This is a genomic window from Pseudomonas sp. AC083 (assembly GCF_979253165.1).
This window is the reverse complement of sequence record NZ_CEEDDH010000005.1, coordinates 118,152-144,504: the sequence shown is the minus strand read 5'-3', so window position 1 is coordinate 144,504 and position 26,353 is coordinate 118,152. Positions and strand designations below refer to the sequence as shown.

Here is a 26,353-nt window from a genome sequence, read left to right as displayed (position 1 = left end):
GACTGACGCGTGAAGGAATCCAAATTGAGCGAACTTCTCAACCGCCGCCTGGCTCTGCTCGGCGAGCGCGCTAACCTCTCTCTGCTCAAGCAGTGCCTGCACGGTATCGAACGTGAATGCCTGCGCGTGACCAGTGAAGGTCGCCTGGCGCAAACGCCGCACCCCGAAGCCCTGGGTTCCGCGCTGACCAACGAACAGATCACCACCGACTACTCCGAGTCGCTGCTGGAATTCATCACGCCTGCCCTGCCGGACCCTGCCGACACGCTGGCGAGCCTGGACAAGATTCATCGTTTTGCCTACAGCAAACTCGGCAACGAGTACCTGTGGAGTCCATCGATGCCGTGCCCGTTGCCGGCCGAGGAAGACATCCCGATTGCCTATTACGGCACCTCCAACATCGGTCAGCTCAAATACGTCTATCGCAAGGGCCTGGCCCTGCGTTACGGCAAGACCATGCAGTGCATTGCCGGGATTCACTACAACTTTTCCCTGCCGGAACAACTCTGGCCGTTGCTGCGCGAGGCTGAAGGTTTCGTCGGCACCGATCGCGATTTCCAGTCGGTGTCCTACATCGCGCTGATCCGCAATTTCCGTCGCTACAGCTGGCTGCTGATGTACCTGTTCGGTGCCTCGCCCGCGCTGGATGCCGGCTTCCTGCGCGGGCGTTCGCATCAGCTCGAACAGCTCGATCCCGACACGCTGTATCTGCCGTACGCGACCAGCCTGCGCATGAGCGATCTCGGTTATCAGAGCAACGCCCAGGCCGGCCTGACACCGTGCTACAACGATCTGGCGAGCTACACCGACAGCCTGCGCGAAGCCGTGGCCACGCCGTACGCGCCGTACGTGGAAGTCGGCACGCACAAGGATGGCGAGTGGGTGCAGCTCAATACCAACATCCTGCAGATCGAAAACGAGTACTACTCCAACATCCGCCCGAAACGCGTGACCTACACCGGCGAGCGGCCGATCCAGGCGCTGATGGCGCGCGGCATCCAGTACGTCGAAGTGCGCTGCCTGGACATCAACCCGTTCCTGCCGATGGGCATCGACCTCACCGAATCGCGCTTCATCGACGCCTTCCTGCTGTACTGCGCGCTGAACGACAGCCCGCTGCTGACCAACACTTCGTGCGGCAACGCCACCTCGAACTTCCTCAGCGTGGTCAAGGAAGGTCGCCGTCCGGGCCTGCAATTGCAGCGTGACGGTCAGCCGGTCGAGATGAAGCAATGGGCCGCTGAACTGCTGGAACAGATTGCTCCGCTGGCGGCGATGCTCGACCAGAGCGTTGGCGGCGATGCCCACAGCAAGGCGCTGGATGCGCAACTGGCCAAGATCAACGACCCGTCCCTGACCCCATCGGCGCAGGTGCTGGCGGCCATGGCCGAGCACAAGGAAAGCTTTGCGCAGTTCTCCCTGCGCCAGAGCCAGACCCACGCCGAGTTCTTCCGCAGCGAGCCGTTGGCGGCTGACGAGCAAGCGAAGTTTGAAGAGCTGGCGCGCGCGTCGCTGGCGCAGCAGACCGAGCTTGAGCAGAACGAAGTCGGCGATTTCGATGTGTTTGTCGGCGCGTATCAGGCGAGTATTCTCGCCATCAGCAATTAAAGCCGCCCCGGCCTTGATCGTTCCCACGCTCTGCGTGGGAATGCAGCCTGTGACGCTCCGCGTCACTTTGGACGCAGAGCGTCCCTTGAGGCGTTACCACGCAGAGCGTGGGAACGATCAGTCAAAGGCTCACATCCTCTCCTGCCTTAGATTTTTCCGCTCATAAGCTCATTCGAAAAAGTTATTTATTTCTGGATTCTTAGATCATTTAGTCTCCACTCACGCCGACATTCGGTCGCCTGATCTGGAGCTCTCACTTGAAACTGAATTTCCCGCTTCGCCTGCTCGCCGCCGCCTCACTGGCCGCTGCAAGCTTCCTGGCCCAGGCGGCCGATCTCACCGTCGCCTACCAGACCACCGTCGACCCGGCCAAAGTCGCTCAGGCCGACGGCGCCTACGAGAAAGCCACCAAGGCCGATATCAGTTGGCGCAAGTTCGATAACGGCGCCGACATCATCGCCGCCATCGCGTCCGGCGATGTGCAGATCGGCTACCTCGGTTCGAGTCCGCTGACCGCCGCGATCACCCGCAAGGTACCGGTAGAAACCTTCCTGATTGCCACGCAGATCGGCGCCGCTGAAGCACTGGTCGCGCGTGACGGCTCCGGCATCAAGACTCCGCAGGATCTGATCGGCAAGAAAATCGCCGTGCCGTTCGTGTCCACCGGGCACTACAGCCTGCTCGCCGCGCTCAAGCACTGGAACATCGACCCGTCGAAAGTCACCGTGCTCAACCTCGCGCCGCCAGCGATCATCGCGGCGTGGAAACGCGGCGATATCGACGCCACTTACGTGTGGGATCCGGCACTGGGCGTGGCCAAGGAAAACGGCAAAGTGCTGATCACCTCCGGCGAGCTGGCCAAGTTCGGCGCACCGACCTTCGACGCGTGGATCGTGCGCAAGGACTTCGCCGAAAAGCACCCGGAAATCGTCACCGCGTTCGCCAAGGTCACCCTCGACGCCTACGCCGATTACCGCAAGGATCCGCAGGCCTGGCTGGCCAATCAGAGCAACGTCGACAAACTGGTGAAACTCTCCGGCGCCAAAGCCAGCGACATCCCATTGCTGCTGCAGGGCAACGTCTACCCATTGGCGGCGGATCAGGCCAGTGACCTCGGCGCGCCGACCACCAAAGCCATCACTGACACTGCCGCGTTCCTCAAGGAGCAAGGCAAGGTCGAAGCCGTCCTGCCGGACTACGCGCCTTACGTCAGCGCCAAATACATCACCAACTGATCGGGAGATACAGCGATGGCCATGCTACAGCTGGAGCGCATCAGCGCACAGTACCCGGGCAGCCCCGAGCCGGTGCTGGCGGATATTTCTCTGAACCTGGGGCCGCAGCAGTTGCTGGTCGCCCTCGGCCCGTCCGGCAGTGGCAAGACTTCGCTGTTGAACCTGATTGCCGGCTTCGTCGAGCCGAGTGCCGGGCGCATCACCCTTGACGGCGTGCCGGTCAAAGGCCCGAGCGCCGAACGTGGCGTGGTGTTTCAGGACGACGCCTTGCTGCCTTGGCAGGATGTGTTGGCCAACGTCGCCTTCGGCCTCGAACTGGCCGGTGTCGGCAAGGACAAGCGGGAAAAAATCGCCCGTGAAATGCTCGCGCTGGTCGATCTCGCCGGCTTCGAAGACCGACGCATCTGGCAATTGTCCGGTGGCCAGAAACAACGCGTCGGCCTCGCTCGCGCCCTCGCCGCCGACCCGCGCGTGTTGCTGATGGACGAGCCGTTCGGTGCGCTTGATGCATTCACTCGCGAGCAGATGCAGGAGCTGTTGCTGCAAGTCTGGCAGCGCACGGCCAAGCCGGTGTTCCTGATTACCCACGACATCGAAGAAGCGGTGTTCCTCGCCACGGACCTGATTCTGCTGGCGCCGAATCCAGGGCAGATCGTTGAGCGTCTGCAATTGGATTTCGGTCAGCGTTATGCCGCTGGCGAGTCGGCCCGCTCGATCAAATCCGATCCGCGTTTTATCGAAACCCGCGAGCACGTGCTGAGCAAAGTCTTCTCGCAACGCAGCGCCGTACCCCGGCAGGAGCGCGCATGAGCAGTTACGAGGTTTCCGCTGCGGCGGTGAAAACACCTTCGGTGAGCATCCCGGTGCGCCGCAGCCTCAGCACTCGCTGGATCAGCCTGCTGACCCTGTTCGGCCTGTTGGCGGTCTGGTGGGCGGTGACCGCTACCGGGATGATCGAACCGCTGTTCCTGCCGCCACCCTCTGCCGTGCTGCAAAAGGGCTGGTTGCTGGCGACCTCGGGATATATGGATTCGACGCTGTGGCAGCACCTGGGCGCGAGCCTGAGCCGCATCGGCCTGGGCCTCGCTTTTGCGATTCTCACCGCCGTGCCGGTGGGCATTGCCATCGGCGCCAACCGCATCGCCCGTGGTGTGCTCGATCCGCTGATCGAGTTCTACCGCCCGATCCCGCCGCTGGCGTATCTGCCGCTGATCGTGATCTGGTGCGGCATCGGCGAGTTGTCGAAAGTGCTGCTGATCTATCTGGCGATTTTCGCCCCGATTGCCATCGCCACCGCGACTGGCGTGCGTACCGTCGACCCAGCAAGACTGCGCGCGGCGCAGTCGTTGGGCGCGACGCGCGTGCAGTTGATTCGCCATGTGATTCTGCCCAGCGCCCTGCCGGACATTCTCACTGGCGTACGCATTGGCCTGGGGGTTGGCTGGTCGACCCTGGTCGCCGCGGAACTGATCGCGGCCACCAGTGGCCTGGGTTTCATGGTGCAGTCGGCCGCGCAGTTTCTGGTTACCGATGTGGTGGTGCTGGGAATTCTGGTCATCGCCCTGATCGCCTTCGCCATGGAAATGGGCCTGCGCGCATTGCAGCGCAGACTGGTGCCGTGGCACGGCCAGGCGCACTAAATCGCCTTGTGAAAATTCCCCTGTGGGAGCGAGCCTGCTCGCGAAAGCGTCAGATCAGTCACTGCACTGTCGCCTGACACTCTGCATTCGCGAGCAGGCTCGCTCCCACAAAAGCATGACACTCCGAATTCGAAGAGAAAGACCATGAGCACCCTCGACATCACCCCGTTAAGCTCGGCCCTCGGCGCGCAGATCAGTGGCGTCGACATCAGCCAGCCGCTGAGCCTGGAACACCGCGACGCCATCGAGCAGGCGCTGCTCAAGTATCAGGTGCTGTTCTTCCGCAACCAACCGATCGAGCCAGCGCAACAGGCACGCTTCGCGCATTATTTCGGCGACCTGCACATTCACCCGATCTACCCGAATGTGCCGGAACAACCGGAAGTACTGATCCTCGACACCGCCGTCACCGACGTGCGCGATAACGCGATTTGGCACACCGACGTGACCTTCCTGCCGACGCCGGCGATGGGCGCAGTGCTCAGCGCCAAGTTGCTGCCGGAGTTCGGTGGCGACACGTTGTGGGCCAGCGGGATCGCGGCATATGAAGCGTTGTCGGCGCCGATGAAAACCCTGCTCGAAGGTCTGACCGCCACCCACGATTTCACCCGATCGTTTCCGCTGGAGCGCTACGGCAACACGCCTGAAGCGCTGGCGCAGTGGGAAGAAGCGCGCAGCAAGAATCCGCCGCTGTCGCACCCGGTGATTCGCACGCATCCGGCCAGTGGAAGGCGATCGCTGTTCGTCAATGAAGGGTTCACTTCGAAGATCAACGAACTGTCGGAAACCGAGAGCGAGGCGATTCTGAAGTTTCTGTTCGCCCATGCGACGCGACCGGAATTTACCATTCGTTGGCGTTGGCAGAAGGACGACATCGCCTTCTGGGATAACCGCGTGACCCAGCATTACGCGGTGGATGATTACCGCCCGGCGCGGCGGGTGATGCAGCGGGCGACGGTGTTGGGGGATGTGCCGTTCTTTCGCTGAGCCTGATCGTTCCCACGCTCTGCGTGGGAATGCATCAACGGACGCTCCGCGTTCGGCTTTAGATGGGACGCGGAGCGTCCCGGGCGGCATTCCCACGCAGAGCGTGGGAACGATCCTCTCAGCGGCTTATTCGGCTGTCGAAGGCTTCTCCCACAGATTGATCCCACCCTCCTGGGCAAACCGGTCAATCTCCGCCAGCTCTTCAGCACTGAAATTCAGATTCTTCAGCGCACCGACGTTCTCGATGATCTGCTCCGGCCGGCTCGCGCCGATCAGTGCCGAGGTCACCCGTGGATCACGCAGCGTCCACGCCAGTGCCAGTTGCGCCAGGCTCTGCCCGCGACGCTGGGCGATCTCGTTCAACGCTCGCACGTGAGCGATGTTGGCCTCGGACAAGTGCGAAGCCTGCAGCGAGCCGCCGCCCGGGCGATTGACTCGCGCATCGGCCGGTACGCCGTTGAGATATTTGTCGGTGAGCAAGCCCTGCGCCAGCGGCGTGAAGGCGATGACGCCCGTGCCGAGTTCGTCAGTAGTATCGAGCAGATCCTTTTCCACCCAGCGGTTGAGCAGGTTGTACGCCGGTTGATGAATCAGCAGCGGCACTTTCCACTCTTTCAGCAGCGCGGCCATCTCGCGGGTTTTCACCCCGGAATAGGACGAGATACCGATGTACAGCGCCTTGCCCTGCTGCACAGCGGTGGCGAGGGCGCTGGCGGTTTCTTCCAGTGGGGTGTCCGGGTCGAAGCGGTGCGAATAGAAAATATCCACATAGTCCAGACCGAGGCGTTGCAGGCTCTGGTCGAGGCTGGCCAGCACGTATTTGCGCGAACCGCCGCCCTGACCATACGGGCCGGGCCACATGTCCCAACCGGCCTTGCTCGAGATGATCAGCTCGTCGCGATACTGCTTGAAGTCTTCGCGCAGCAGGCGACCGAAATTGATCTCGGCGCTGCCATAGGGCGGGCCGTAGTTGTTGGCCAGATCGAAATGGTTGATGCCCAGATCGAACGCGGTGCGCAGCAAGGCACGCTGGGTCTCGATCGGTGTGCTGTCGCCAAAGTTGTGCCACAGGCCCAGCGACAAGGCCGGCAGCACCAGACCGCTGCGGCCGACGCGGCGGTAGGGGATGGAGTCGTAGCGGTTTTCGGCAGCGGTGTAAGTCATCGAATCCTCTCTTGTTTGATTAACAGCAGATTGAGGGTGAAACCAAACTATGTGGCGAGGGGATTTATCCCCGATGGGTGGCGAAGCCGCCCCAAAACCTGAAACCTCGGTGAATCAGGTGTACCGAGTTCGCTGGTTTTACGACTGCTTCGCAGCCGAACGGGGATGAATCCCCCCACCACAAAGGCCCCATCAATCATGCGAAGCGGTTTACAGGTCGGGCGAGCCCCAGATTCTGCCGCAACGTGCGGCCTTCATATTCAGTTCTGAACAACCCGCCCAGCATACGCCCAAGCGGCGCGGCGCCGACCTCGGGTTCCACCAATTGCTGAAACGTTTCACATTTTTTCTGCGCTTCAGCCTCGCTGGAGATTGGCGTGCTGGCGGCAACGCGGGTGCTGGAAAGCCTTGGCGTGTTGCCGAGCGACGAAGTGCAGCGGCTGAATCTGCTGCGATGCCAAGTGATCGAGCGCGAAAGCATCTGATGAATATGGCGGGGGCTGGATTGGCTATGCTCTAGGTCATACCGAGGTGGCCCCTTCGCGGGCAAGCCCGCTCCCACAGTGATTTCCTGTGTACATGAAATTTATGTCCAGCCGAGATCCAATGTGGGAGCGAGCCTGCTCGCGAAGGGGCCCTTCCCGGCACTGCACCTCCATCAGGCAGAACGCACCATGCACACCACCATCATCATTGTCTTCGGCCTGGTCCTGCTCGCGCTGATGCTCTACATCGGCGAGCGCATCGGCTTCAGTCGCCAGACCATGGCCTACAGCTTCGCCGCCCTGTGGCTGGCTTTGACGGTGATCAATGGTGCGGTGGGGGTAGTGCATGCCGGCCATTCCGTAGGATCGGAAATAGCCATTGGCAGCGCGGTTTTCGGTGTGCCGGCGGCGGCGATGGTGTTGTTCATGGTGCTGAGCGCCGAGGCGTGAAACGTCCCGGCGCTCAGGGGCCATTCAACGCACCAGATGCAGGAACTGCATGTGCCGTTCGTACTGGTCGAGGATGTCGTTGATGATCTGCTCTTTGGTGTAGCCGACCAGATCGTAGTCCTGACTGCCCTCGCTCAAGTGCACTTCGGCGCGGTAGTAGCGGCGATTGTTGAGTTGCTTGGAACCCATGCCGCCGCGCGCGAACGATGGCGTGAAGTAGCCGCGCATCTGCACCTGATAGATGAACGGATGCTGCTCGCCATGACCGATTTCCAGGCTGACGTTGTCATGCGCCGGATCCGGCTGAGTGACCACGTGCAAACCTTTTTCGACGAACACGGCGGTCACTTCCTCGATCGCCGGGCGCACCGTGCTTTCCATGAAGCGGTACACCTCGTCGCGGGAAGGGAAGTGCACGGCCTGACTCAGGCGCTGACGCCAGCCACCGGTGCCACGCCGCGAACCGGAGACCGGCGCCAGCGAATGCAGCTGCGCAATCTGCTTCTGCGATTCCAGATAGAACGCCTTGTGCAGGCCCCACATCATCAGCAGCAGAATCAACGAGAACGGCAACGAGGTCAGCACCACCGCCGACTTCAGCGCATCAATGCTGCCGGAAAACAGCAGTGCGCTGGTGATCAGCGCGGTCATCGCGCCCCAGAACACCCGCAGCCATTTCGGCCCGTCTTCATCCGGGTTGCCGCCCTTGGCCGACAGGGTAGAGAGCACCACGGTGCCGGAATCCGCAGACGTCACGAAGAAGACGAAGCTGATGAACACCGTCACGGCGATGACGGTCTTGCTCCACGGATAGGTTTCCAGCAGCAGGTAAATGCTCATCGACGGATTGTCGATGGCCGACATGCCCAGCGCGCTCATGCCGTGATTGAGCACTTGATCCAAGGCGCTGTTGCCGAAGATCGACATCCACGCCAGGGTGAAACCGAGCGGGATCAACAGCACGCCGAAGACGAATTCACGGATGGTGCGACCACGGGAAATCCGCGCGATGAACAGGCCCACGAACGGCGACCATGCAATCCACCAGGCCCAGTAGAACACGGTCCAGCCGCCCAGCCAGTCGCTCGGTTTGTCATAGGCGTAGAGGTCGAAACTCTTCATCGGCAAGGCGCCGAGGTAATCGCCGACGTTCTGGATCAGGGTGTTGAGCAGGTGCTGTGTCGGCCCGGCAAACAACACGAACAGCAGCAGCGCACAGGCCAGCAGCATGTTGATGTCGGACATCACCCGCACACCTTTATCGACGCCGGAGACGGCCACAATGATCGCCGCGCCCATCATCAGCGTAATCAGGCCGACCTGAATCCACTGGGTGTGGGCGATGCCGAACAGATAATCCAGGCCCGAATTGAGGTGCAGCACACCGAAGCCCATGTCGGCACCAAGACCGAACACCGTGGCGATGATGCCGAAGCCGTCCACCGCGTAGCCGATCGGGCCGTTGATGCGTTTACCAATCAGCGGGTACAACGCCGAACGCAGGGCCAGCGGCAGATTGTGCCGATAAGCGAAATAGGCCAGTGCCATGCCGACAAAGGCAAACACGCCCCAGCCATGCAGGCCCCAATGCAGAAACAGAATCTGCATCGCCTGGCGCGCGGCGTCGGCGGTGCCGGCTTCGCCCTGCGGCGGCTGCAGCATGTGCGTCAGCGGTTCGGAAACGCAGAAGAAAAACAGGGTGATGCTGATCCCGGCGGCGAACAGCATGCCGGCCCAGGACAGGTAACTGAATTCGGGCTCGTCGTGGTCGGCACCGAGTTTTATCTTGCCGTAGCCGGATAAGGCGGTGACCACCACGAAGACCAGATACAGGGTCATCGCGAGCATGTAGTACCAGCCGACCGTATTGGCCGCCCAGTTTTGCGCTTCCAGCAACCAGGCGCCGGCCTGTTCGGGGATGGCGATAACGACCAGACCAAACAGCAGAATGACCGTCGCGGCGAAGTAGAACACCGGCGGATTCATGCGTACCAGACCGCTGGCGGGGGTAGACGATGCACTCATGAAACGTGCACCTCGAAGGGTTGAAACGTGGCTGAAATGATCGGACTCAGCAAAGGCAAGCCTCCTGTTGTGAGCGGGCAGCGAACCACCGGTTTAACTTGAATGAACGTTCAAGTTAAACATGAATGGGGTGGTAAGGACTAATCGCAGGGCTGGGCGGTAGGTTTCCTACAGCGCCCAGAGAGGGGTATGACGCGGGTTTGGAGAGATTCGTTCACTGATGAATTGGCTTAAGGCCACTACCTTGATCCGGCCTGGAAATCTCGCGAGCAGGCTCGCTCCCACATCTGAAACGCATTCCAATGTGGGAGCGAGCCTGCTCGCGAAGAGGCCCGATACAACAACACAGATTCAAGACTTACTTCTGCGTCCCGTCATCATGCTGCAGATTCGCCTGGGTCAGATTCGCCCCCGCCGGCACGCTGCGCGTCAGCCAGACGTTGCCGCCAATGGTCGAGCCCTTGCCGATTGTGATCCGTCCGAGAATCGTCGCCCCGGCGTAAATCACTACGTCATCCTCAACGATCGGGTGACGCGGATGGCCCTTCTGCAACTGGCCGTCCTCATCTGCCGGGAAGCGCTTGGCCCCCAGGGTCACCGCCTGATAAATGCGCACTCGCTCACCAATGATCGCGGTTTCGCCAATCACCACACCGGTGCCGTGATCGATAAAGAAGCTGCGGCCGATCTGCGCGCCCGGGTGGATATCGATGCCCGTCGCCGAATGCGCGATTTCCGCGCTGATCCGCGCCAGCAGCGGCAGCCCGGCACGGTATAAATGGTGCGCGAGGCGATGGTGAATCACCGCAAGAATGCCCGGATAGCAGAGCAGCACTTCATCAACGCTGCGTGCCGCCGGGTCGCCGTGATAGGCCGCGAGCACATCGGTGTCGAGCAGCGTGCGCAGGCCCGGCAAGGCCAAGGCGAAATCCTGCACGATCTGAATGGCGCGGGTTTCGACTTCACTGTCGTCCTGCGCGCTGTGGCGGGCAACGTAACGCAGCTCCAGGCGCGTCTGCGCCAGCAATGCATTGAGCGCTACATCAAGCGTGTGGCCGACGTAGAAATCTTCACTTTCTTCACGCAGATCGACCGGCCCCAGACGCATCGGGAACAGCGCGCCACACAGCGCCTCGAGGATTTCCGCCATCGCTGCTCGCGATGGCAATTCGCGGCCGCCCTGCTCCCCTGAAGCGCGACCATTCTGTGCGCGCCACTGATCCCGCGCGCTGCGCAGCTGGCTGACGATGGTCTGCAATTGCCAATGGCTGGAACGCTCGCTCACGGTAAAGACTCCTCACGGGCGGCCGGACTGTCTGGCCGCGTCATCGGCGCCTACTTTACGGCATGCCTTTGCCGACGAATTAAGAACCGATAGTGCTGGCTTCAGTCCATTTGGCTATAAGCGATTGGCGGTTGCCCGGGCAAAAACGCGTGCCTATAGTCCTTTCATTCTTCTGCGCCAGTACGGACCCATGATCAAACAACAGCTGCAACGCTTCCCCCGTCTCGAACTGCTGAGCCACCCTACTCCGCTGGAAAAACTCGAACGCCTGTCCATCTGGCTCGGTCGCGAGGTGTACATCAAACGCGATGACCTGACACCGCTGGCCATGGGCGGCAACAAGCTGCATAAACTCGAATACCTGGCCGCCGACGCGCTCGCGCAAGGTGCTGACACGCTGATCACTGCCGGTGCGCTGCAATCGAACCACGTGCGCCAGACCGCCGCACTGGCGGCGAAACTCGGCCTCGGTTGTGTGGCGCTGCTGGAAAACCCGCTGGGCACTGATGACGGAAATTACACCGGCAACGGCAACCGCCTGCTGCTGGATCTGTTCGACACCAAGGTCGAGTTGGTCGACAACCTCGACAACGCCGACGAACAACTGACTGCCCTCGCCGCCCGCCTGCGCAGCAACGGCAAGAAGCCGTATCTGGTGCCAATCGGTGGCTCCAATGCCCTCGGGGCGCTGGGTTATGTGCGCGCCGGGCTGGAGCTGGCTGAGCAGATCAAGGACAGCGGCCTCGATTTCGCCGCGGTGGTGCTGGCTTCAGGCAGTGCCGGTACTCACAGTGGTCTCGGACTGGCGCTGAGTGAGGCGCTGCCGCAACTGCCGGTGATCGGCGTGACCGTTTCGCGCAGTGAAGAAGATCAGCGCCCGAAGGTGCAGGGGTTGGCCGAACGCACCGCTGAGCTGCTGGGCGTCGAGTTGCCGACCAGCTTCAAGGTCGAGCTGTGGGACGAATATTTCGGCCCGCGTTACGGCGAACCGAATGCCGGTACTTTGGCGGCGGTGAAACTGTTGGCAGCTCAGGAAGGTCTGTTGCTTGACCCGGTCTACACCGGCAAGGCCATGGCCGGTCTGCTCGACGGGATCGGCCGGCAGCGCTTCGATGACGGCCCGATCATCTTCCTGCACACCGGTGGCGCGCCGGCGTTGTTTGCCTACAAGGATTTTCTGACAAGATGATCACTGCAGATTGCAGATACCTGTGGCGAGGGGATTTATCCCCGTTGGGCCGCGGAGCGGGCCCCTTCCTTTCGCAAGTGAGGACAACGTCGCAGGCTTTGCAACTGTTGCGCAGCCGAACGGGGATAAATCCCCTCGCCACAACTGAACGGGCGCATATTCCAAAAAACCCTAAAAGAAACACAATCTAGTATTTTCAAGTCTAAAACAGACATCTTATAGTCTCGCCGCAGGCGAATTTCGGGCGAGACGCTTAAGCTGCTTTAAGGCAGGATAGCGCTGTCGTTCAAATCACCAATTTGCCTACATTCCTTAAGCGTCTTCCATAAGAAAACACAGGGGCTTGTCATGAATTTTTCCGCACTACGTCGCACTCTGCTGGTCGGTTCGCTGGGTCTGGCGCTCAGCGCTGGCCTGATCGGTCAGGCAGTGGCCGGTGAGCAGTTGCAACAGATCAAGGACAAGGGCGTTCTCAACGTCGGCCTGGAAGGCACCTACCCACCGTTCAGCTTCGTCGACGAGAACGGCAAGCTGTCGGGTTTCGAAGTCGAACTCTCCGAGGCGCTGGCGCAAAAGCTCGGCGTCAAGGCCAAGATCCAGCCGACCAAATGGGACGGTATCCTCGCTGCGCTGGAATCCAAGCGTCTGGATCTGGTGGTCAACCAAGTGACCATCTCCGACGAGCGCAAGAAGAAATATGATTTCTCCGAACCGTACACTGTCTCCGGCATCCAGGCCCTCGTGCTGAAAAGCAAAGAGTCGGCCCTGAACATCAAGACTGCCGCTGACCTCTCCGGCAAGAAAGTAGGTGTCGGCCTGGGCACCAACTACGAGCAGTGGGTCCGCGCCAACGTGCCGGGTGCTGACGTGCGCACCTACGATGATGATCCGACCAAATTCGCCGACCTCAACAACGGTCGTACCGATGCCATCCTGATCGACCGTCTGGCTGCCCTCGAATACGCCAAGAAAGCCCCGAAAACCGTGGCTGCCGGTGAGGCCTTCTCGCGTCAGGAAAGCGGTATCGCCCTGCGCAAAGGCGAGCCGGAACTGCTGGCTGCGGTGAACAAGGCGCTCGACGAACTGCGTGCCGACGGCACTCTCGAGAAACTGTCGAAGAAGTACTTCAACGCAGACGTCACTAAATAATGGAAGAGGCTTTCCAACTCGCGCTGGATTCCGCGCCCTTTCTGTTGAAGGGCGCGTACTACACGGTAATCCTCAGCCTCGGCGGGATGTTCTTCGGTCTGCTGCTGGGCTTCGGCCTCGCGCTGATGCGCCTGTCGCGCTTCAAATCGGTCAGTTGGCTGGCACGCATCTACGTATCGTTCTTTCGCGGCACGCCGTTGCTGGTGCAGCTGTTCGTGATCTATTACGGCTTGCCGCAACTGGGCCTGGAGCTTGATCCGCTGCCGGCAGCGCTGATCGGTTTCTCGCTGAACATGGCCGCCTACGCCTGTGAAATCCTGCGTGCCGCGATCGGTTCGATCGAACGCGGTCAGTGGGAAGCTGCTGCGAGTATCGGCATGACCCGCGCGCAGACTCTGCGCCGGGCCATCCTGCCGCAAGCGATGCGCACGGCTTTGCCGCCGCTGGGCAACAGCTTCATTTCACTGGTCAAGGACACCGCCCTCGCTGCGACCATTCAGGTGCCGGAACTGTTCCGCCAGGCGCAACTGATTACCGCCCGGACTTTCGAAGTCTTCACCATGTATCTTGCCGCCGCACTGATCTACTGGATTCTGGCCACGGTGCTTTCGCACTTGCAGAACAAGTTGGAAGAGCGGGTCAATCGGCACGACCAGGAGTCCTGACGCGATGATTGTCGTGGAAAAACTGACCAAGCAATTCAAGGGTCAGGTCGTGCTCAACGGCATCGACCTTGAGGTAAAGGAAGGCGAAGTCGTCGCGATCATCGGCCCCAGTGGCTCGGGGAAAACGACGTTTCTGCGTTGCCTGAATTTCCTTGAAGAACCCACCAGCGGCCGGATCAAGGTCGGCGATATCGAAATCGATACCAGCCGCCCGCTGAACCAGCAGCAAAGTCTGGTGCGCAACCTGCGCCAGCACGTCGGCTTCGTGTTCCAGAATTTCAACCTGTTCCCCCACCGCACAGCTTTGGAAAACGTCATCGAGGGCCCGATCGTGGTCAAGAAGATGCCGCGCGACCAGGCAGTTGCTCTGGGTAAAAAGCTGCTGACCAAAGTGGGGCTTGCCGGCAAAGAGGACGCCTATCCGCGCCGTCTCTCCGGTGGCCAGCAACAGCGCGTGGCAATCGCCCGGGCGCTGGCGATGGAGCCGGAAGTCATTCTGTTCGACGAACCGACTTCAGCGCTCGACCCGGAACTGGTCGGTGAAGTGCTGGCGACCATTCGCGGTCTTGCCGAAGAAAATCGCACCATGGTGATTGTCACCCACGAAATGGGTTTTGCCCGTGACGTGGCCAATCGCGTGGTGTTTTTCGACAAGGGCGTAATTGTTGAACAGGGTGAAGCCAAGGCACTGTTTGCCAACCCGAAAGAAGAACGCACCAAACAGTTTCTCAGCAAGTTTCTGAATCACGCCTGAGAACTTTCTCAGCAATACCCCTCCACTTCCACGGATGGAAGTTACCTCTCTCCCGGCATTTCAATCTTCTCTACATTTGTTACTTGCGAGCGCAGATATATATTGCGCAACGGTTACGCTCATCTTCGAATCGTCATATTTCCATACGTTTGCCTGCGAACAAACCCGCACAAAACCCTGCGCAATTGCCGTTTATCTGTAGCTGGTTTCGCGCGTACCACTAGGCATATTGCCTCGGTGACGTAGGAGCTTTCTGATTAACTTGTAATTCACGCATTAACTAATCCGCTCTATTGACACCCCTCTCCGCAGACTTTTATCTAGTCGACAACCGACGCCAATTAGTTCAAACAACTCACACTAAAACCGAACAAATAGTTTTCGCTTTTATTGCCAGTTGATTCGCGTCTTTTTTGTTTTCCAGAAACGGATTTCGCTGCAAGACTTCAAGGAGAGAAACCGATGACCCGCACTTCGCACACCCCCGAACTTGCAGCGCCAACGCTGGCATGCGCACAAAAAACCGGCATTAACCTGGCAACAGCAGCGCACCTGCTGGTCAATGTGCCGCCCTACTGCGGCATGGACGATGGCGATCTGATCGAACTGTTCTGGAACAAATGCTATGTCGCGTCAAAAGTCCTCAGCGCAGACGATGTGGGTGAGTCAGTGAGCCTTCGGGTGCCAGAGAGTTTCATCACCAATGGCACCGCGCGCATTCACTACCGCGTGATGCAGGTCGGCCAGGGTCCGGCACTGTCGGCGGCGACTCGGGTGCAGGTCAAACTCGATTGCCCCGGTGGCCAGCCCACTGGGCAGTGCGAAGACGAAAATCAGCAACTGGCACCAGTGATCATCCCCGAAGCGATTCGCCGTCAGGGCGTGAACCCCAGCCAGATCAAACGCGGCGTGCCGCTGACCATCGAGCCTTATCTGAACATGGCAGAAGACGACGCCATCACATTGCGCTGGGGCGATGTGCGCATGGATCTGGCGCCAGTCACTGCGGCCGATGTAGGGCTGCCGATTCAGGTCTGGGTGCCACCGGCGGTGATTGTCGAAGCGGGCGAAGACCTGCGACTGGACGTGACGTACTGCATCCTCGACCGGGTCGGTAATAACTCGCGCTGGGCGCCGCCGCGCACGTTGAAAATCGGTTGCGTAAATCCGTACGTAAAAGTCCCGTTGAAACCCGAATTCAAGGCTGCCGAATCGCGTACCAAGTGAGACCTGCTCAAGGTGGGAGGTTAGTCACCTCTCACCCGAAACTCGTTAACCAAGCCGAACATCCCTCTTCTATACATATTCCTAAAAGTTAGTTTATTTTATTTTTATACACGCTTAGGGTATATGCACCGGACCACCGGACATTCTTTCAATCGTCGCACTTCGCGGCGTTTTTCATGAGATGTGAGGTAGGTATGGTCCGGAACACAATCACCCCAGTGCAGATCGCCAGGGCATTGCGTGCAGCCAGGGAGCGGCACTGATGTCCAGTCTTGCAGATGCCAACGTGCAGTCCGATCTGGACATCGCCCCGCTGTTGTTGCCCGCGCAAGTACTGCGCAACGACGCTCAAGCGATCAAGGCCGCCTTTGATCTGGCGCAAGCCGCCCGTGTGCAGGCGGCCAAACGCGACCGGCAGCGCAAGCTGCCGTGGTCGGAAATTGAACAGTTCACCCGCAGCGGTCTGGGCAGCATTGCCATCCCGCGTGAGTACGGTGGCCCGCAGGTTTCCTTCGTCACGCTGGCCGAAGTATTCGCGATCATTTCTGCCGCCGACCCGGCGCTCGGGCAGATCCCGCAGAACCAGTTCGGCATCATCCATCTGCTGCTCGGCACCGCTACCGAAGCGCAGAAAAAGCAGCTGTTCCAGAGTGTTCTGGAAGGCTGGCGCATCGGCAATGCCGGACCGGAACGTGGCACGAAAAACACCTTGGAACTGAAGGCGCGAGTCAGCGCCGACGGCGACGATCACGTGATCAACGGCCAGAAGTTCTACTCCACCGGCGCGCTGTTTGCGCATTGGGTCGCGGTGAAAGCGCTCAACGATGACGGTAAACAGGTGCTGGCCTTCGTCCGTCGCGGCACGCCGGGTTTGCGCATCGTCGATGACTGGTCGGGCTTCGGTCAGCGCACCACGGCCAGCGGCACGATCCTGCTGAACAACGTGCGCGTCGAGTCGAGCCTGGTCATCGACAACTGGAAGATCAACGACAAGCCGAACACCCAAGGCGCAGTGTCGCAGCTGATTCAAGCAGCCATCGACGCCGGCATCGCCCGTGGCGCCATCGACGACGCCATCGACTTCGTCAAAACCCGCGCGCGGCCATGGATCGACGCCAAGGTCGAGCGCGCCAGCGACGACCTCTACGTGATTGCCGATATCGGCAAACTGAAAATCGAACTGCACGCCGCCGAAGCGCTGCTGCGCAAGGCCGGCAAAGTGCTCGATGAAGTCCACGCCGCGCCGCTGACTGCCGAATCCGCCGCACGCGCTTCGATCGCCGTGGCCGAAGCAAAAGTGCTGACCACCGAGATTTCGCTGCTGGCCAGCGAAAAGCTCTTCGAACTGGCCGGCAGCCGCGCGACCCTTGCCGAATTCAATCTGGATCGCCACTGGCGCAACGCCCGCGTGCACACCCTGCACGACCCGGTGCGCTGGAAATATCACGCGGTCGGCGCCTATCGCCTGAACGGCACTTTGCCGGCTCGCCATTCCTGGATCTGAGACGACCAGTCATCTGGAGAACCCCCTATGACGCTTTCCCATCACGTCGCGCTCATCACCAGCGATGAGCAAGCCCTGATCGTCGCCAGCGACCTGGCCGAAGATTTCAAACGCGACAGCGCCCTGCGCGACCGCAAACGCCGCCTGCCATTGGCCGAGCTGGAAGTGTTTTCCCGCTCCGGCCTGTGGGGCATCAGCGTGCCAAAAGAATATGGCGGCGCGGGCGTATCCAACGTCACCCTGGGCAAAGTCATCGCACTCATCGCTCAGGCCGACGGCTCGCTCGGGCAGATTCCGCAGAACCATTTCTACGCACTGGAAGTGCTGCGCGTGAATGGCAGCGATGAACAGAAACAGCGCCTGTACGCCGAGGTCCTCGCCGGCCAGCGCTTCGGCAATGCGCTGGCGGAACTGGGCACCAGAACCGCTCACGACCGCGTCACCAGCCTCGAACGCGACGGCGCTGGTTATCGCATCAACGGTCGCAAGTTCTACTCGACCGGGGCGATTTACGCGCAGCGCATTCCGACGTCGGTGGTCGATGAAAACGGCGTACAGCAACTGGCCTTCGTCCCGCGCGAAAGCAAGGGCGTGACGGTAATCGACGACTGGAGCGGCTTCGGCCAGCGCACCACCGGCAGCGGCTCGGTAGTGTTCGAAGATGTGTATGTAGCGGCGGAAGACGTGCTGCCGTTCCAGAGCGCTTTCGAGCGCCCGACCACGGTCGGCCCGCTGGCACAGATTCTCCACGCCGCCATCGACACCGGCATTGCCCGCGCCGCTTACGAAGATGCCTTGCATTTCGTGCGCAGCAAAACCCGTCCGTGGATCGATTCCGGCAACGACAAGGCTACCGACGATCCGCTGACGCTGAAGAGCTTCGGCCACTTGAGCATTCGTCTGCACGCCACCGAAGCCTTGCTCGAACGTGCCGGTGAATTCCTCGATGCCGCGCAAGCTGAAACCAATGCCGAAACTGTCGCCGCCGCGTCGATAGCAGTTGCCGAAGCGCGGGCGATCAGCACGGAAATTTCCCTCGCCGCTGGCAGCACGCTGTTCGAACTCGCCGGCAGTCAGGCGACGCTGAGCGAACACGGCCTCGACCGGCACTGGCGCAACGCGCGCGTGCACACCCTGCACGACCCGGTGCGCTGGAAATATCACGCCGTGGGCAATTACTACCTCAACGATGAAAACCCTCCGCTGCGAGGGACGATCTGATGACTGCTGCGAAAAAGAAGATTCTGCTCAACGCGTTCAACATGAACTGCATCGGCCACATCAATCACGGCCTGTGGACCCATCCGCGCGACACCTCGACCCGCTACAACACGATCGAGTACTGGACCGAACTGGCGCAGTTGCTTGAGCGTGGATTGTTCGATGGCTTGTTCATCGCTGACATCGTCGGCGTCTACGACGTCTACCAGGACTCGGTGGACGTCACGCTGAAAGAGTCGATCCAGTTGCCGGTCAACGATCCGCTGCTACTGGTTTCAGCGATGGCTGCTGTAACCAGAAACCTCGGCTTTGGCCTCACCGCCAATCTCACTTACGAGCCGCCGTACCTGTTCGCCCGACGCATGTCGACGCTCGATCATTTGAGTCGCGGCCGGGTTGGCTGGAACATCGTCACCGGTTACCTGGACAGCGCCGCCAAAGCCATGGGCCTGCGCGAACAGGTCGAACATGACCGCCGCTACGACCAGGCCGAAGAGTATCTGCAGGTGTTGTACAAGCTCTGGGAAGGCAGTTGGGAGAACGGCGCGGTGCGCAACGACCGCGAGCAGCGCATCTACGCCAACCCGGACAAAGTGCACAAGGTCGAGCACCAGGGCGAGTTCTATCAGGTCGCGGGTTATCACCTCTGCGAGCCGTCACCGCAGCGCACGCCGGTATTGTTCCAAGCCGGCAGCTCCGATCGCGGCTTGCTCTTCGCCGGGCGTCATGCCGAGTGCGTATTCATCAGCGGCCAGAACAAAGCATCGACCAAAGTGCAGGTCGACAAGGTCCGTGCCAGCGCCGTCGAAGCCGGGCGCAATCCTCAAGACATCAAGGTATTCATGGGCCTCAATGTGATCGTCGGCGCCACCGAAGAAGCGGCGTGGGCCAAGCATGCCGAGTACCTCAGCTACGCCAGCGCCGAGGCCGGCGTGGCGCATTTTTCCGCCTCCACCGGCATCGACTTTGCCCAATACGAAATCGATGAGCCGATCCAGTACGTGAAGAGCAATGCGATTCAGTCGGCGACGAAAAACCTGCAAAACAACGACTGGACCCGGCGCAAATTGCTCGACCAGCACGCCCTCGGTGGTCGTTACATCACCGTGGTCGGCTCGCCCGAGCAGGTGGCGGATGAACTCGAATCGTGGATCGCCGAGACCGGTCTGGACGGCTTCAACCTGACCCGCATCGTCACCCCGGAAAGCTATGTCGATTTCATCGAACTGGTGATTCCCGAGTTGCAGCGACGCGGCTCGTACAAGACTGCGTATGACAGCGGCAGCTTGCGCGAGAAATTGTTTCACGGTGAGGCGCAGTTGCCTGAGCAACATACCGGCTCTTCGTACCGGCATTAAAAGTTTCGCGAGCAGGCTCGCTCCCACATTTGAAATGCGTACCCCTGTGGGAGCGAGCCTGCTCGCGAAGAGGCCCTCCCCGGCACCACAAAATCATGCACTGACTGGAAAAACCACCATGACCAAAAAACTCTTGTCCCACCCAGTCAAAGCACTGGCCCTGGCCTTCGGCCTGTTCAGCTCGGCGCTATTCGCTGCCGATGCGCCGCTGAAAATCGGCACCACCGCCGCTTTCGCCATCCCGCTGGAAGCCGCCGTCGAAGAGGCCTCCAAACAAGGCCTGAAAGTCGAGCTGGTGGAATTCACCGACTGGATCGCGCCCAACGTCAGCCTCGCCGCTGGCGACATCGATGTGAATTATTTCCAGCACATTCCGTTTCTGGAAAACGCCAAAGCCGCGTCCGGTTTCGATCTGGTGCCATTCGCTCCTGGGATCATCAACAACGTCGGCCTGTATTCGAAGAAATACAAAAGCTTCGATGAACTGCCCGAAGGCGCCAGCGTCGCCATCGCCAACGACCCGATCAACAGCGGTCGCGGTCTGCAATTGCTCGCCAAGGCCGGTTTGATCACCCTGAAACCGGGCGTCGGTTACAAGGCCACCGAGGACGACATCGTCGCCAATCCGAAAAAGATCAGGATCCTGCAGGTCGAAGCCGTGCAGCTGGTGCGCGCCTATGACGACGCCGATCTGGTCCAGGGTTATCCAGCCTATATTCGCTTGGCGAAGACCTTCGATGCCGGCTCGGCGCTGCTGTTCGACGGTCTCGATCACAAGGAATACGTGATCCAATTCGTCATCCAGCCGAAGAGCAAAACCGACCCGCGCCTGATCAAGTTCGTCGACATCTATCAGCATTCGCCGGCCGTTCGCGCGGCGCTGGACAAGGCCCACGGCAAGCTCTATCAGGCCGGCTGGGAAAGCTGAACATGACCGCAGCGATCCAACGGCGACTGGAGCTTCCAGAGCCACACAATGCTGAAAAAACCCAGCTGCACCCCGAGTTGAATCGCGCCCACGTACGCTTTATCGGCGTGGGCAAAACCTACAACGGCCGGCAAGGTCCGGTCGCGGCTTTGCAGGGCATCGACCTGGCGATTCAACGCGGCGAAGTGTTCGGCATCATCGGCCGCAGCGGCGCTGGCAAGTCGTCGCTGATCCGCACGATCAATCGCCTGGAGCAGCCAACGTCGGGGCGGGTGTTGATCGATCAGGTCGATATCGGCGAGTTCGATGAAGACCGCCTCGTCGCCCTGCGCCGGCGCATCGGCATGATCTTCCAGCACTTCAATCTGATGTCGGCCAAGACCGTCTGGCAGAACGTCGAGTTGCCGCTGAAAGTCGCCGGCGTGCCGAAGGAGCAGCGCGACAACAAGGTCCGCGAACTGCTTGAACTGGTCGGCCTGCACAGCAAGCACAAGGCTTATCCGGCGCAGCTCTCCGGTGGGCAGAAACAGCGTGTCGGCATTGCCCGCGCGCTGGTGCATGACCCGGACATTCTGCTCTGCGATGAGGCGACATCGGCGCTGGATCCGGAGACCACGCAGTCGATCCTCGGCCTGTTGCGCGAGATCAACAAACGCCTGGGCCTGACCATTGTGCTGATCACTCATGAGATGGCGGTGATCCGCGAGATCTGCGATCGCGTCGTTGTGCTAGAGCACGGCCATGTGGTCGAGCAAGGCCCGGTGTGGCAAGTGTTCGGCAATCCGCGACACGCAGTCAGCCAGACCTTGCTCGCACCGCTGCAACACGCCTTGCCGGAAGAACTGCAAAGCCGCTTGCAGGCGCAATCTACGGCTTCAAATGCAGCGGTGGTGTTGCGTTTGCAGTTCACCGGCAGTGCCGCTGATGAGCCGGATCTGGCCGCGTTGTTTGCGGCGTTGGGTGGGCGTGTGAAGCTGCTTCAGGGCGGCGTCGAACGAATTCAGGGACACGCGCTGGGGCAGCTATTACTGGCCGTCAGCGGTTCGGCGTTCAGCGCCGAGCAATTGCGCGAGCGCGCCGGGCAGTGGGCGCAACGAGTGGAGGTATTGGGCTATGTGGTTTGATCGCTTGCTGCAGGGTTTTATCGACACCTTCCTGATGGTTGGCGTGTCCTCGTTGATCGCGCTGCTGGTGGGGATTCCCATGGCGGTGATTCTGGTCACCAGCGACAAGGGCGGGATCTACGAAGCGCCACTGTTGAACCGTGCGCTGGGCGCCTTCGTCAATCTGTTCCGCTCGATCCCGTTCCTGATTCTGATGGTCGCGCTGATTCCATTCACCCGCCTGATCGTCGGCACCACGTATGGCGTGTGGGCCGCTGTGGTGCCGCTGACAATCGCCGCAACGCCATTCTTCGCGCGGATCGCCGAAGTCAGTCTGCGCGAGGTCGATCATGGCCTGATCGAAGCCGCGCAGGCCATGGGTTGCCGGCGCTGGCACATCGTCTGGCATGTGCTGCTGCCCGAGGCGCTGCCGGGGATTGTCGGGGGGTTCACCATCACCCTGGTGACGATGATCAATTCGTCGGCCATGGCTGGGGCAATTGGTGCTGGTGGGCTGGGGGATATCGCTTACCGCTACGGTTATCAGCGCTTCGATAGCCAGATCATGTTGACGGTGATCGTCTTGCTGGTGGCGCTGGTGGCGGTGATTCAGTTGGGTGGCGACAGGCTGGCGCGGGGGCTGAATAAGCGCTAAGGTCAATAGCGGCAGGTGGCCATCAACCGAGCCCATCTGATCGCGTTATTTTGGGCGATGCCCTTCATTAAAATCAGATGCTTCCTACACCACTTTTGTCGTTTCGCCAGCCTGAAGCACGCGGGTTTGCAGGACGATTCCTAGAATAATTTGCCCGCTTGTACCCGAAATATCCTGTAGCTAATCTCCGGTCGTCACTGTTTTGCGGTGACTGGATTCAGTTGTCCGGCCGGCAACTGATCCTCGTGCAGCCGCCGTCCTGCTCGTTTAGTCGCGAAATGGTTGGCTCCCACTTGAAGTCAGGAGTTTACCCATGGAAAAGAAACTTGCCGATCCGCCACTTAGCCTTACCTCAAGCAAGCGGTTCACCGAGGATTTGCTCAAGGATCGCTCTGCACTGTGCCGCGCCGTCGACTCACATCTGGCCGGCAATCAGGTCACGTTGGCTGGACAGAAACGCGTCTACAGCATCAGCGAAGATGTGACGCTGGAGGACGCCCAACTGTATGTTGCCGATCTGCTGCGCTGCGCTTCGGTGACCGTCCATCAATGCGGTGACCAGCTCGGGGGCGCGGATCGGGCCATGGTGTTCTCGGTCTGGCATCTGCTGGAAATGGCCAAAGCGATGATGGATCGCTCGATCGATTGTCTGGGAGCGAAGCAGCACTGAAGCCTGGCATCCGGCGCCGCCTGCACTGGCCCCCAGCGCAGGCGGCGTTTTTTTGCCGGTGAAAAAGCTTATAGTCCGCCCTCACACCACCAATACAGCATCGAACATGAAGCAAACGCCCAGCGACCTCGAACAGATCACCGCCACTACCCTCGGTCACTACAACTCGGTGGCCGAGGATTTCCGTGAAGGCACGCGCGACCACGATGTCAGCCAGAACATTGAGGCCTTGCTGCGCCACATTCACGGTGAAGCACCTTTCACGATTCTCGATTTCGGCTGCGGGCCGGGCCGGGATTTGCAAACCTTCACGCGCATGGGCCACGTCGCGATCGGCCTTGATGGCTCACAGGAATTCGCGCGCATGGCCCGCCAGGACAGCGGTTGTGAAGTCTGGCAGCAGGACTTTCTCAAGCTTGATCTGCCGGCCGAGCGCTTCGACGGCATCTTCGCCAATGCCGTGCTGTTTCATGTGCCATTGCAGGTGTTGCCGCAAGTGCTACGGCAACTGCACGGCACTTTGAAACCGGGTGGCGTGCTGTTCAGTTCCAATCCGCGAGGCGACAACCAAGAGGGCTGGAACGGGCCGCGCTATGGCTCGTATCACGATCTCGAGGCCTGGCGCGGGTTGCTGACGGCGGCGGGTTTTGTCGAGCTGGAGCATTATTACCGGCCTGCGGGCTTGCCGCGCGAACAGCAGCCGTGGCTGGCGAGCGTGTGGCGCAAAGTCTGAATCAGGGCGCCGCTTGTACCTGATACTGGCTGTCGCTGCCGTCCGCTAACAGTGCAGTCATGCTGTGTCCCGGTAACGTCCGGCCCTGCCAGTTGCGTGGAGCGGCGTCGAAATTGGCCAGCAGTCGCGTGCCGTCGGCAAACGTCGTCTGCTGGACCAGGCGATCCTCGCTCAACCAGTCAAAAGCGGTCAGCGCTTGCGTCGCCAGACGTTCGTGCAGCGGACGAAAGAATCGATCCTGACGCACGATCAGCGGCAAGCGCTGATCAAGGCTGGCCGCGCTCAGGTGATACAGCGGCGGTACGTTGTAGAGCAACTGGGTGAGCTCGTTTTCCACCCGCACGTCGCTGAGTTTCAGGTTATCGAACAACCAGTGATGACTGGTGATGACAGAGCCGTGGAACACCGCCTGATACAGCGGTAAACGGCTGGCGGGGGCGAAATGAACGCGTCGGTAGTCAGCCTTCAACCGGGTCGGTTTGAAGAACACCGCCGGCTGCTCCGGTGGGTACCATGGGCCGACGAAAAAATCCGCTGTGCCCGGCTGCTGCATGTCGCGATCGCCCCAACCGATCACTGGCGTCTGCATGCCATGTGCGAACAAGACCCCCTGAGCGGTGGCCGCATTGCCATCCTCCGAACCGCTCGGCAGCTGCAACACTTCGCTGATCCAGCGCGATGCTGCAACGTTGCCCGCGGCATTCTGCGCCTGGGTCATCGGTGCGCCGGGACGATAACTGTCGAAAAGCATCCCCGCGGCATAAGCATCGAGAAACCAACTGTTGAAGCCGGCAACCTTCTGGATTGCATCGATGCGCCGCTCAAGCAACGGTCGCACACATCGCGGATCGGTATAGTGACCGGACTGCTGAAACCCGCTTTTCAGCGCACCGTTTTGCTCCACGATCGCACACTCGGTATTGGCCCGATCGCCGAGGTGCGCGGTGGTCCAGTCCGGATTTTCGTCCTCGCGCAACGCGGTTTCGTATGAGTCATAGGGGGCAATCAGATATCCCGCAGAGACGGCGGCGCGCACCGCCTCCGGATGCCAGAGTCCACCTTCCCAGCCTTCGCCGAGCCCAAGCCATAAACGCGAAAGTCCAGCGCTCTGCAAGCGTTCAATGGTTCGCCGCGACAAGGTGCGCCCCCAGCGCGAAGGATCAGGCGCCAGCGTATCCTTCAGAACAACGGCCAGCTGCACGCGCACCTCAGCGTACCCGTTGGCCAGCGCCTGCATGTCCGGCACCGCACGCGCCTGCCAGGTTTTGCGCGCCTGAACGTTCAGCGCGCGATTGAGACTGCGCAGCATCACAGTCTGTTGATAGCGATTGAGTACGGTCTCGCTGGCGAGCAACCGCAGCGCTTCAGGATCCATCGCTGCCCGAAGTTCACTGACCAGCACACCCGAGCCGCGCAACCGGGCAATCAGCAGCGGCCAGTTGCGCACATCGTCAGGGCCGAGGAGATCGTTGCCCCATAGATAGACATGCGCGGCACCGATCAGCTTGGCGGCTTGCGGGGTCTTGATCAGCTTGTTCGCCAAGGTCTCATATTGATCGCTATCGATGAGCCACTGTTTGTAGCGCTTGGCCCCGGCCAAGGGATCGAGAGTGCCGAGAAACAGGCTGAAGGTCAGCGGTTTTGAGGGTTCAAGCGATGTGAATCGATGCCGGGTCGACAGCCCCAGCGCATCGCCATTGGCCTTGAAGCGCAGTTGGTTGTTGTAAGGATTGGTCAGCAACCAGTGCAGGCTGAACTTCTCGTACTCCATCCCCCAAAGCGGCAGGCTCAAATCCTGGGTGGTATCGAGCGCGCCCTGCGCGAGCAGGAACTTCTGCCACACCCGGTCACCGCGCGGCACGTAGCGCCCTTCGGCAAGCGGCCAGATCAGCGCCTGGCCCATTGCACTGGCGGGCTGATGAATAAACTCGATCTGCGAGGGCGAGTTAGCCGTAATCGAAAACGTCAGGTCACGCTGATTCAGGTCAACACTGAGCAACCAGCGCCCATTGTCCCATTGCCAATCGATGCGATTGCCGCGCCTGACCATGTCGCTGACCTTGTGCCGCAGCACACCGGCCGAGGCGTGCACCGGCGCAGCGCCTGCAACTTCAACGCGCACCGCCAGCGTCGCAGGATCGACCTGCACCCGCCAAAGCTGGTTTTCCAGCAGCACTTCGGCCAGTACTGCCGGCGACAGGCTCAAGCCAGCGAGCAGCAACCATCCGCGTAACCAGCCGGAAACAGTCGACATGGCACGTCCCTCTTCGAATGAAGAAGGGACGTTAGCGCAGTCCGCTCACCCTGTAAGTCAGACC

Annotated in this window: 23 protein-coding genes and 1 pseudogene; 20 read left to right on the top strand and 4 right to left on the bottom strand. The window is 60.6% G+C overall.

Annotated features, from left to right (window positions below; genetic code table 11):
* The first annotated feature begins 24 nt into the window (after nt 1-24).
* The 5 genes from gshA (at nt 25) to tauD (ending at nt 5,470) form a co-directional block, all read left to right on the top strand.
* Nucleotides 25-1,608 carry a glutamate--cysteine ligase gene (gshA, locus tag AC0IXA_RS10970; RefSeq protein WP_471813016.1) on the top strand — a complete coding sequence of 528 codons (1,584 nt, stop codon included), beginning with the start codon at nt 25-27 and terminating at the stop codon, nt 1,606-1,608.
* Nucleotides 1,609-1,865: 257 nt separating this feature from the next.
* A complete protein-coding gene (tauA, locus tag AC0IXA_RS10965; protein ID WP_471813014.1) occupies nt 1,866-2,843 on the top strand; it encodes a taurine ABC transporter substrate-binding protein in 978 nt (325 codons plus the stop codon).
* A gap of 15 nt (nt 2,844-2,858) precedes the next feature.
* The gene (gene tauB / locus AC0IXA_RS10960; RefSeq protein ID WP_471813012.1) at nt 2,859-3,653 is read left to right on the top strand and encodes a taurine ABC transporter ATP-binding subunit; all 795 of its coding nucleotides are present in this window, start codon (nt 2,859-2,861) and stop codon (nt 3,651-3,653) included.
* Nucleotides 3,650-4,483, top strand: a complete 834-nt coding sequence (tauC, locus tag AC0IXA_RS10955; protein ID WP_471813010.1) for a taurine ABC transporter permease TauC — start codon at nt 3,650-3,652, stop codon at nt 4,481-4,483. The genes tauB and tauC overlap by 4 nt, the downstream gene beginning before the upstream one ends.
* Nucleotides 4,484-4,627: 144 nt before the next feature.
* Nucleotides 4,628-5,470 (top strand): taurine dioxygenase, encoded by an 843-nt coding sequence (gene tauD, locus AC0IXA_RS10950; RefSeq protein WP_471813008.1) that lies wholly within the window; start codon nt 4,628-4,630, stop codon nt 5,468-5,470.
* A gap of 126 nt (nt 5,471-5,596) precedes the next feature.
* On the opposite strand, the gene mgrA is transcribed toward tauD, so the two are convergent.
* Complete coding sequence (gene mgrA / locus AC0IXA_RS10945; RefSeq protein WP_016772192.1) at nt 5,597-6,634, bottom strand: L-glyceraldehyde 3-phosphate reductase; 1,038 nt, start codon at nt 6,632-6,634, stop codon at nt 5,597-5,599.
* 362 nt (nt 6,635-6,996) lie between these two features.
* On the opposite strand from mgrA, the pseudogene AC0IXA_RS10940 reads away from it, so the two are divergent.
* Nucleotides 6,997-7,119 (top strand): annotated as a pseudogene (locus tag AC0IXA_RS10940) (LacI family transcriptional regulator); the annotation flags it as partial.
* 189 nt (nt 7,120-7,308) lie between these two features.
* Nucleotides 7,309-7,569, top strand: coding sequence for a hypothetical protein (locus tag AC0IXA_RS10935; RefSeq protein WP_341638360.1), 261 nt, complete (start codon nt 7,309-7,311; stop codon nt 7,567-7,569).
* Between the two features lie 24 nt (nt 7,570-7,593).
* Here the strand turns inward: AC0IXA_RS10935 and betT are convergent, their stop codons facing one another.
* Nucleotides 7,594-9,555 (bottom strand): choline transporter BetT, encoded by a 1,962-nt coding sequence (gene betT, locus AC0IXA_RS10930; protein ID WP_161984082.1) that lies wholly within the window; start codon nt 9,553-9,555, stop codon nt 7,594-7,596.
* Between the two features lie 397 nt (nt 9,556-9,952).
* Nucleotides 9,953-10,879, bottom strand: a complete 927-nt coding sequence (gene epsC, locus AC0IXA_RS10925; RefSeq protein ID WP_024011175.1) for a serine O-acetyltransferase EpsC — start codon at nt 10,877-10,879, stop codon at nt 9,953-9,955.
* Nucleotides 10,880-11,069: 190 nt separating this feature from the next.
* Between epsC and AC0IXA_RS10920 the strand changes: the two genes are divergently transcribed.
* The 13 genes from AC0IXA_RS10920 (at nt 11,070) to AC0IXA_RS10860 (ending at nt 24,035) form a co-directional block, all read left to right on the top strand.
* The gene (locus AC0IXA_RS10920; protein WP_341638359.1) at nt 11,070-12,068 is read left to right on the top strand and encodes a D-cysteine desulfhydrase; all 999 of its coding nucleotides are present in this window, start codon (nt 11,070-11,072) and stop codon (nt 12,066-12,068) included.
* A 348-nt stretch (nt 12,069-12,416) separates the two neighbouring features.
* Nucleotides 12,417-13,217: a cystine ABC transporter substrate-binding protein gene (tcyJ, locus tag AC0IXA_RS10915; protein ID WP_122508407.1), complete on the top strand. Its 801-nt coding sequence runs from the start codon at nt 12,417-12,419 to the stop codon at nt 13,215-13,217.
* Nucleotides 13,217-13,882 carry a cystine ABC transporter permease gene (gene tcyL / locus AC0IXA_RS10910; RefSeq protein WP_320329434.1) on the top strand — a complete coding sequence of 222 codons (666 nt, stop codon included), beginning with the start codon at nt 13,217-13,219 and terminating at the stop codon, nt 13,880-13,882. Before tcyJ ends, tcyL begins: the two co-directional genes overlap by 1 nt.
* Before the next feature lie 4 nt (nt 13,883-13,886).
* Entirely contained in the window at nt 13,887-14,636 is a 750-nt protein-coding gene (tcyN, locus tag AC0IXA_RS10905) for an L-cystine ABC transporter ATP-binding protein TcyN (protein ID WP_076565047.1), read from the top strand.
* A gap of 462 nt (nt 14,637-15,098) precedes the next feature.
* Complete coding sequence (locus AC0IXA_RS10900; protein ID WP_341638358.1) at nt 15,099-15,863, top strand: hypothetical protein; 765 nt, start codon at nt 15,099-15,101, stop codon at nt 15,861-15,863.
* A gap of 262 nt (nt 15,864-16,125) precedes the next feature.
* Nucleotides 16,126-17,367: an SfnB family sulfur acquisition oxidoreductase gene (locus AC0IXA_RS10895; protein ID WP_341638357.1), complete on the top strand. Its 1,242-nt coding sequence runs from the start codon at nt 16,126-16,128 to the stop codon at nt 17,365-17,367.
* A gap of 27 nt (nt 17,368-17,394) precedes the next feature.
* Nucleotides 17,395-18,588: an SfnB family sulfur acquisition oxidoreductase gene (locus AC0IXA_RS10890; RefSeq protein ID WP_471813005.1), complete on the top strand. Its 1,194-nt coding sequence runs from the start codon at nt 17,395-17,397 to the stop codon at nt 18,586-18,588.
* Nucleotides 18,588-19,946, top strand: a complete 1,359-nt coding sequence (locus AC0IXA_RS10885) for an LLM class flavin-dependent oxidoreductase (protein ID WP_341638355.1) — start codon at nt 18,588-18,590, stop codon at nt 19,944-19,946. The genes AC0IXA_RS10890 and AC0IXA_RS10885 overlap by 1 nt, the downstream gene beginning before the upstream one ends.
* A gap of 118 nt (nt 19,947-20,064) precedes the next feature.
* Nucleotides 20,065-20,874, top strand: a complete 810-nt coding sequence (locus AC0IXA_RS10880; RefSeq protein ID WP_341638354.1) for a MetQ/NlpA family ABC transporter substrate-binding protein — start codon at nt 20,065-20,067, stop codon at nt 20,872-20,874.
* 2 nt (nt 20,875-20,876) lie between these two features.
* Nucleotides 20,877-21,998: a methionine ABC transporter ATP-binding protein gene (locus AC0IXA_RS10875; protein ID WP_471813003.1), complete on the top strand. Its 1,122-nt coding sequence runs from the start codon at nt 20,877-20,879 to the stop codon at nt 21,996-21,998.
* Entirely contained in the window at nt 21,988-22,632 is a 645-nt protein-coding gene (locus AC0IXA_RS10870; protein WP_039756400.1) for a methionine ABC transporter permease, read from the top strand. The genes AC0IXA_RS10875 and AC0IXA_RS10870 overlap by 11 nt, the downstream gene beginning before the upstream one ends.
* 313 nt (nt 22,633-22,945) lie before the next feature.
* Nucleotides 22,946-23,302, top strand: coding sequence for a DUF6124 family protein (locus AC0IXA_RS10865; protein WP_016772210.1), 357 nt, complete (start codon nt 22,946-22,948; stop codon nt 23,300-23,302).
* Between the two features lie 106 nt (nt 23,303-23,408).
* On the top strand, nt 23,409-24,035 hold the full coding sequence (locus AC0IXA_RS10860; RefSeq protein ID WP_071174050.1) for a class I SAM-dependent methyltransferase: 627 nt from the start codon (nt 23,409-23,411) through the stop codon (nt 24,033-24,035).
* A 1-nt stretch (nt 24,036) separates the two neighbouring features.
* Here the strand turns inward: AC0IXA_RS10860 and AC0IXA_RS10855 are convergent, their stop codons facing one another.
* Nucleotides 24,037-26,289: a glycoside hydrolase gene (locus tag AC0IXA_RS10855; protein ID WP_341638352.1), complete on the bottom strand. Its 2,253-nt coding sequence runs from the start codon at nt 26,287-26,289 to the stop codon at nt 24,037-24,039.
* Nucleotides 26,290-26,353: the final 64 nt, after the last annotated feature.

What these genes read in the sequence shown, in the direction of transcription:
- AC0IXA_RS10895 (WP_341638357.1), top strand. Translation starts at nt 16,126, where the DNA reads ATGTCCAGTCTTGCAGATGCCAACGTGCAGTCCGATCTGGACATCGCC.
- AC0IXA_RS10855 (WP_341638352.1), bottom strand. Translation starts at nt 26,289, where the DNA reads ATGTCGACTGTTTCCGGCTGGTTACGCGGATGGTTGCTGCTCGCTGGC.
- betT (WP_161984082.1), bottom strand. Translation starts at nt 9,555, where the DNA reads ATGAATCCGCCGGTGTTCTACTTCGCCGCGACGGTCATTCTGCTGTTT.
- tcyJ (WP_122508407.1), top strand. Translation starts at nt 12,417, where the DNA reads ATGAATTTTTCCGCACTACGTCGCACTCTGCTGGTCGGTTCGCTGGGT.
- AC0IXA_RS10890 (WP_471813005.1), top strand. Translation starts at nt 17,395, where the DNA reads ATGACGCTTTCCCATCACGTCGCGCTCATCACCAGCGATGAGCAAGCC.
- AC0IXA_RS10865 (WP_016772210.1), top strand. Translation starts at nt 22,946, where the DNA reads ATGGAAAAGAAACTTGCCGATCCGCCACTTAGCCTTACCTCAAGCAAG.
- AC0IXA_RS10885 (WP_341638355.1), top strand. Translation starts at nt 18,588, where the DNA reads ATGACTGCTGCGAAAAAGAAGATTCTGCTCAACGCGTTCAACATGAAC.
- tcyN (WP_076565047.1), top strand. Translation starts at nt 13,887, where the DNA reads ATGATTGTCGTGGAAAAACTGACCAAGCAATTCAAGGGTCAGGTCGTG.
- AC0IXA_RS10870 (WP_039756400.1), top strand. Translation starts at nt 21,988, where the DNA reads ATGTGGTTTGATCGCTTGCTGCAGGGTTTTATCGACACCTTCCTGATG.
- AC0IXA_RS10860 (WP_071174050.1), top strand. Translation starts at nt 23,409, where the DNA reads ATGAAGCAAACGCCCAGCGACCTCGAACAGATCACCGCCACTACCCTC.
- AC0IXA_RS10935 (WP_341638360.1), top strand. Translation starts at nt 7,309, where the DNA reads ATGCACACCACCATCATCATTGTCTTCGGCCTGGTCCTGCTCGCGCTG.
- AC0IXA_RS10900 (WP_341638358.1), top strand. Translation starts at nt 15,099, where the DNA reads ATGACCCGCACTTCGCACACCCCCGAACTTGCAGCGCCAACGCTGGCA.
- tauC (WP_471813010.1), top strand. Translation starts at nt 3,650, where the DNA reads ATGAGCAGTTACGAGGTTTCCGCTGCGGCGGTGAAAACACCTTCGGTG.
- AC0IXA_RS10920 (WP_341638359.1), top strand. Translation starts at nt 11,070, where the DNA reads ATGATCAAACAACAGCTGCAACGCTTCCCCCGTCTCGAACTGCTGAGC.
- mgrA (WP_016772192.1), bottom strand. Translation starts at nt 6,634, where the DNA reads ATGACTTACACCGCTGCCGAAAACCGCTACGACTCCATCCCCTACCGC.
- AC0IXA_RS10875 (WP_471813003.1), top strand. Translation starts at nt 20,877, where the DNA reads ATGACCGCAGCGATCCAACGGCGACTGGAGCTTCCAGAGCCACACAAT.
- tauB (WP_471813012.1), top strand. Translation starts at nt 2,859, where the DNA reads ATGGCCATGCTACAGCTGGAGCGCATCAGCGCACAGTACCCGGGCAGC.
- tcyL (WP_320329434.1), top strand. Translation starts at nt 13,217, where the DNA reads ATGGAAGAGGCTTTCCAACTCGCGCTGGATTCCGCGCCCTTTCTGTTG.
- tauD (WP_471813008.1), top strand. Translation starts at nt 4,628, where the DNA reads ATGAGCACCCTCGACATCACCCCGTTAAGCTCGGCCCTCGGCGCGCAG.
- AC0IXA_RS10880 (WP_341638354.1), top strand. Translation starts at nt 20,065, where the DNA reads ATGACCAAAAAACTCTTGTCCCACCCAGTCAAAGCACTGGCCCTGGCC.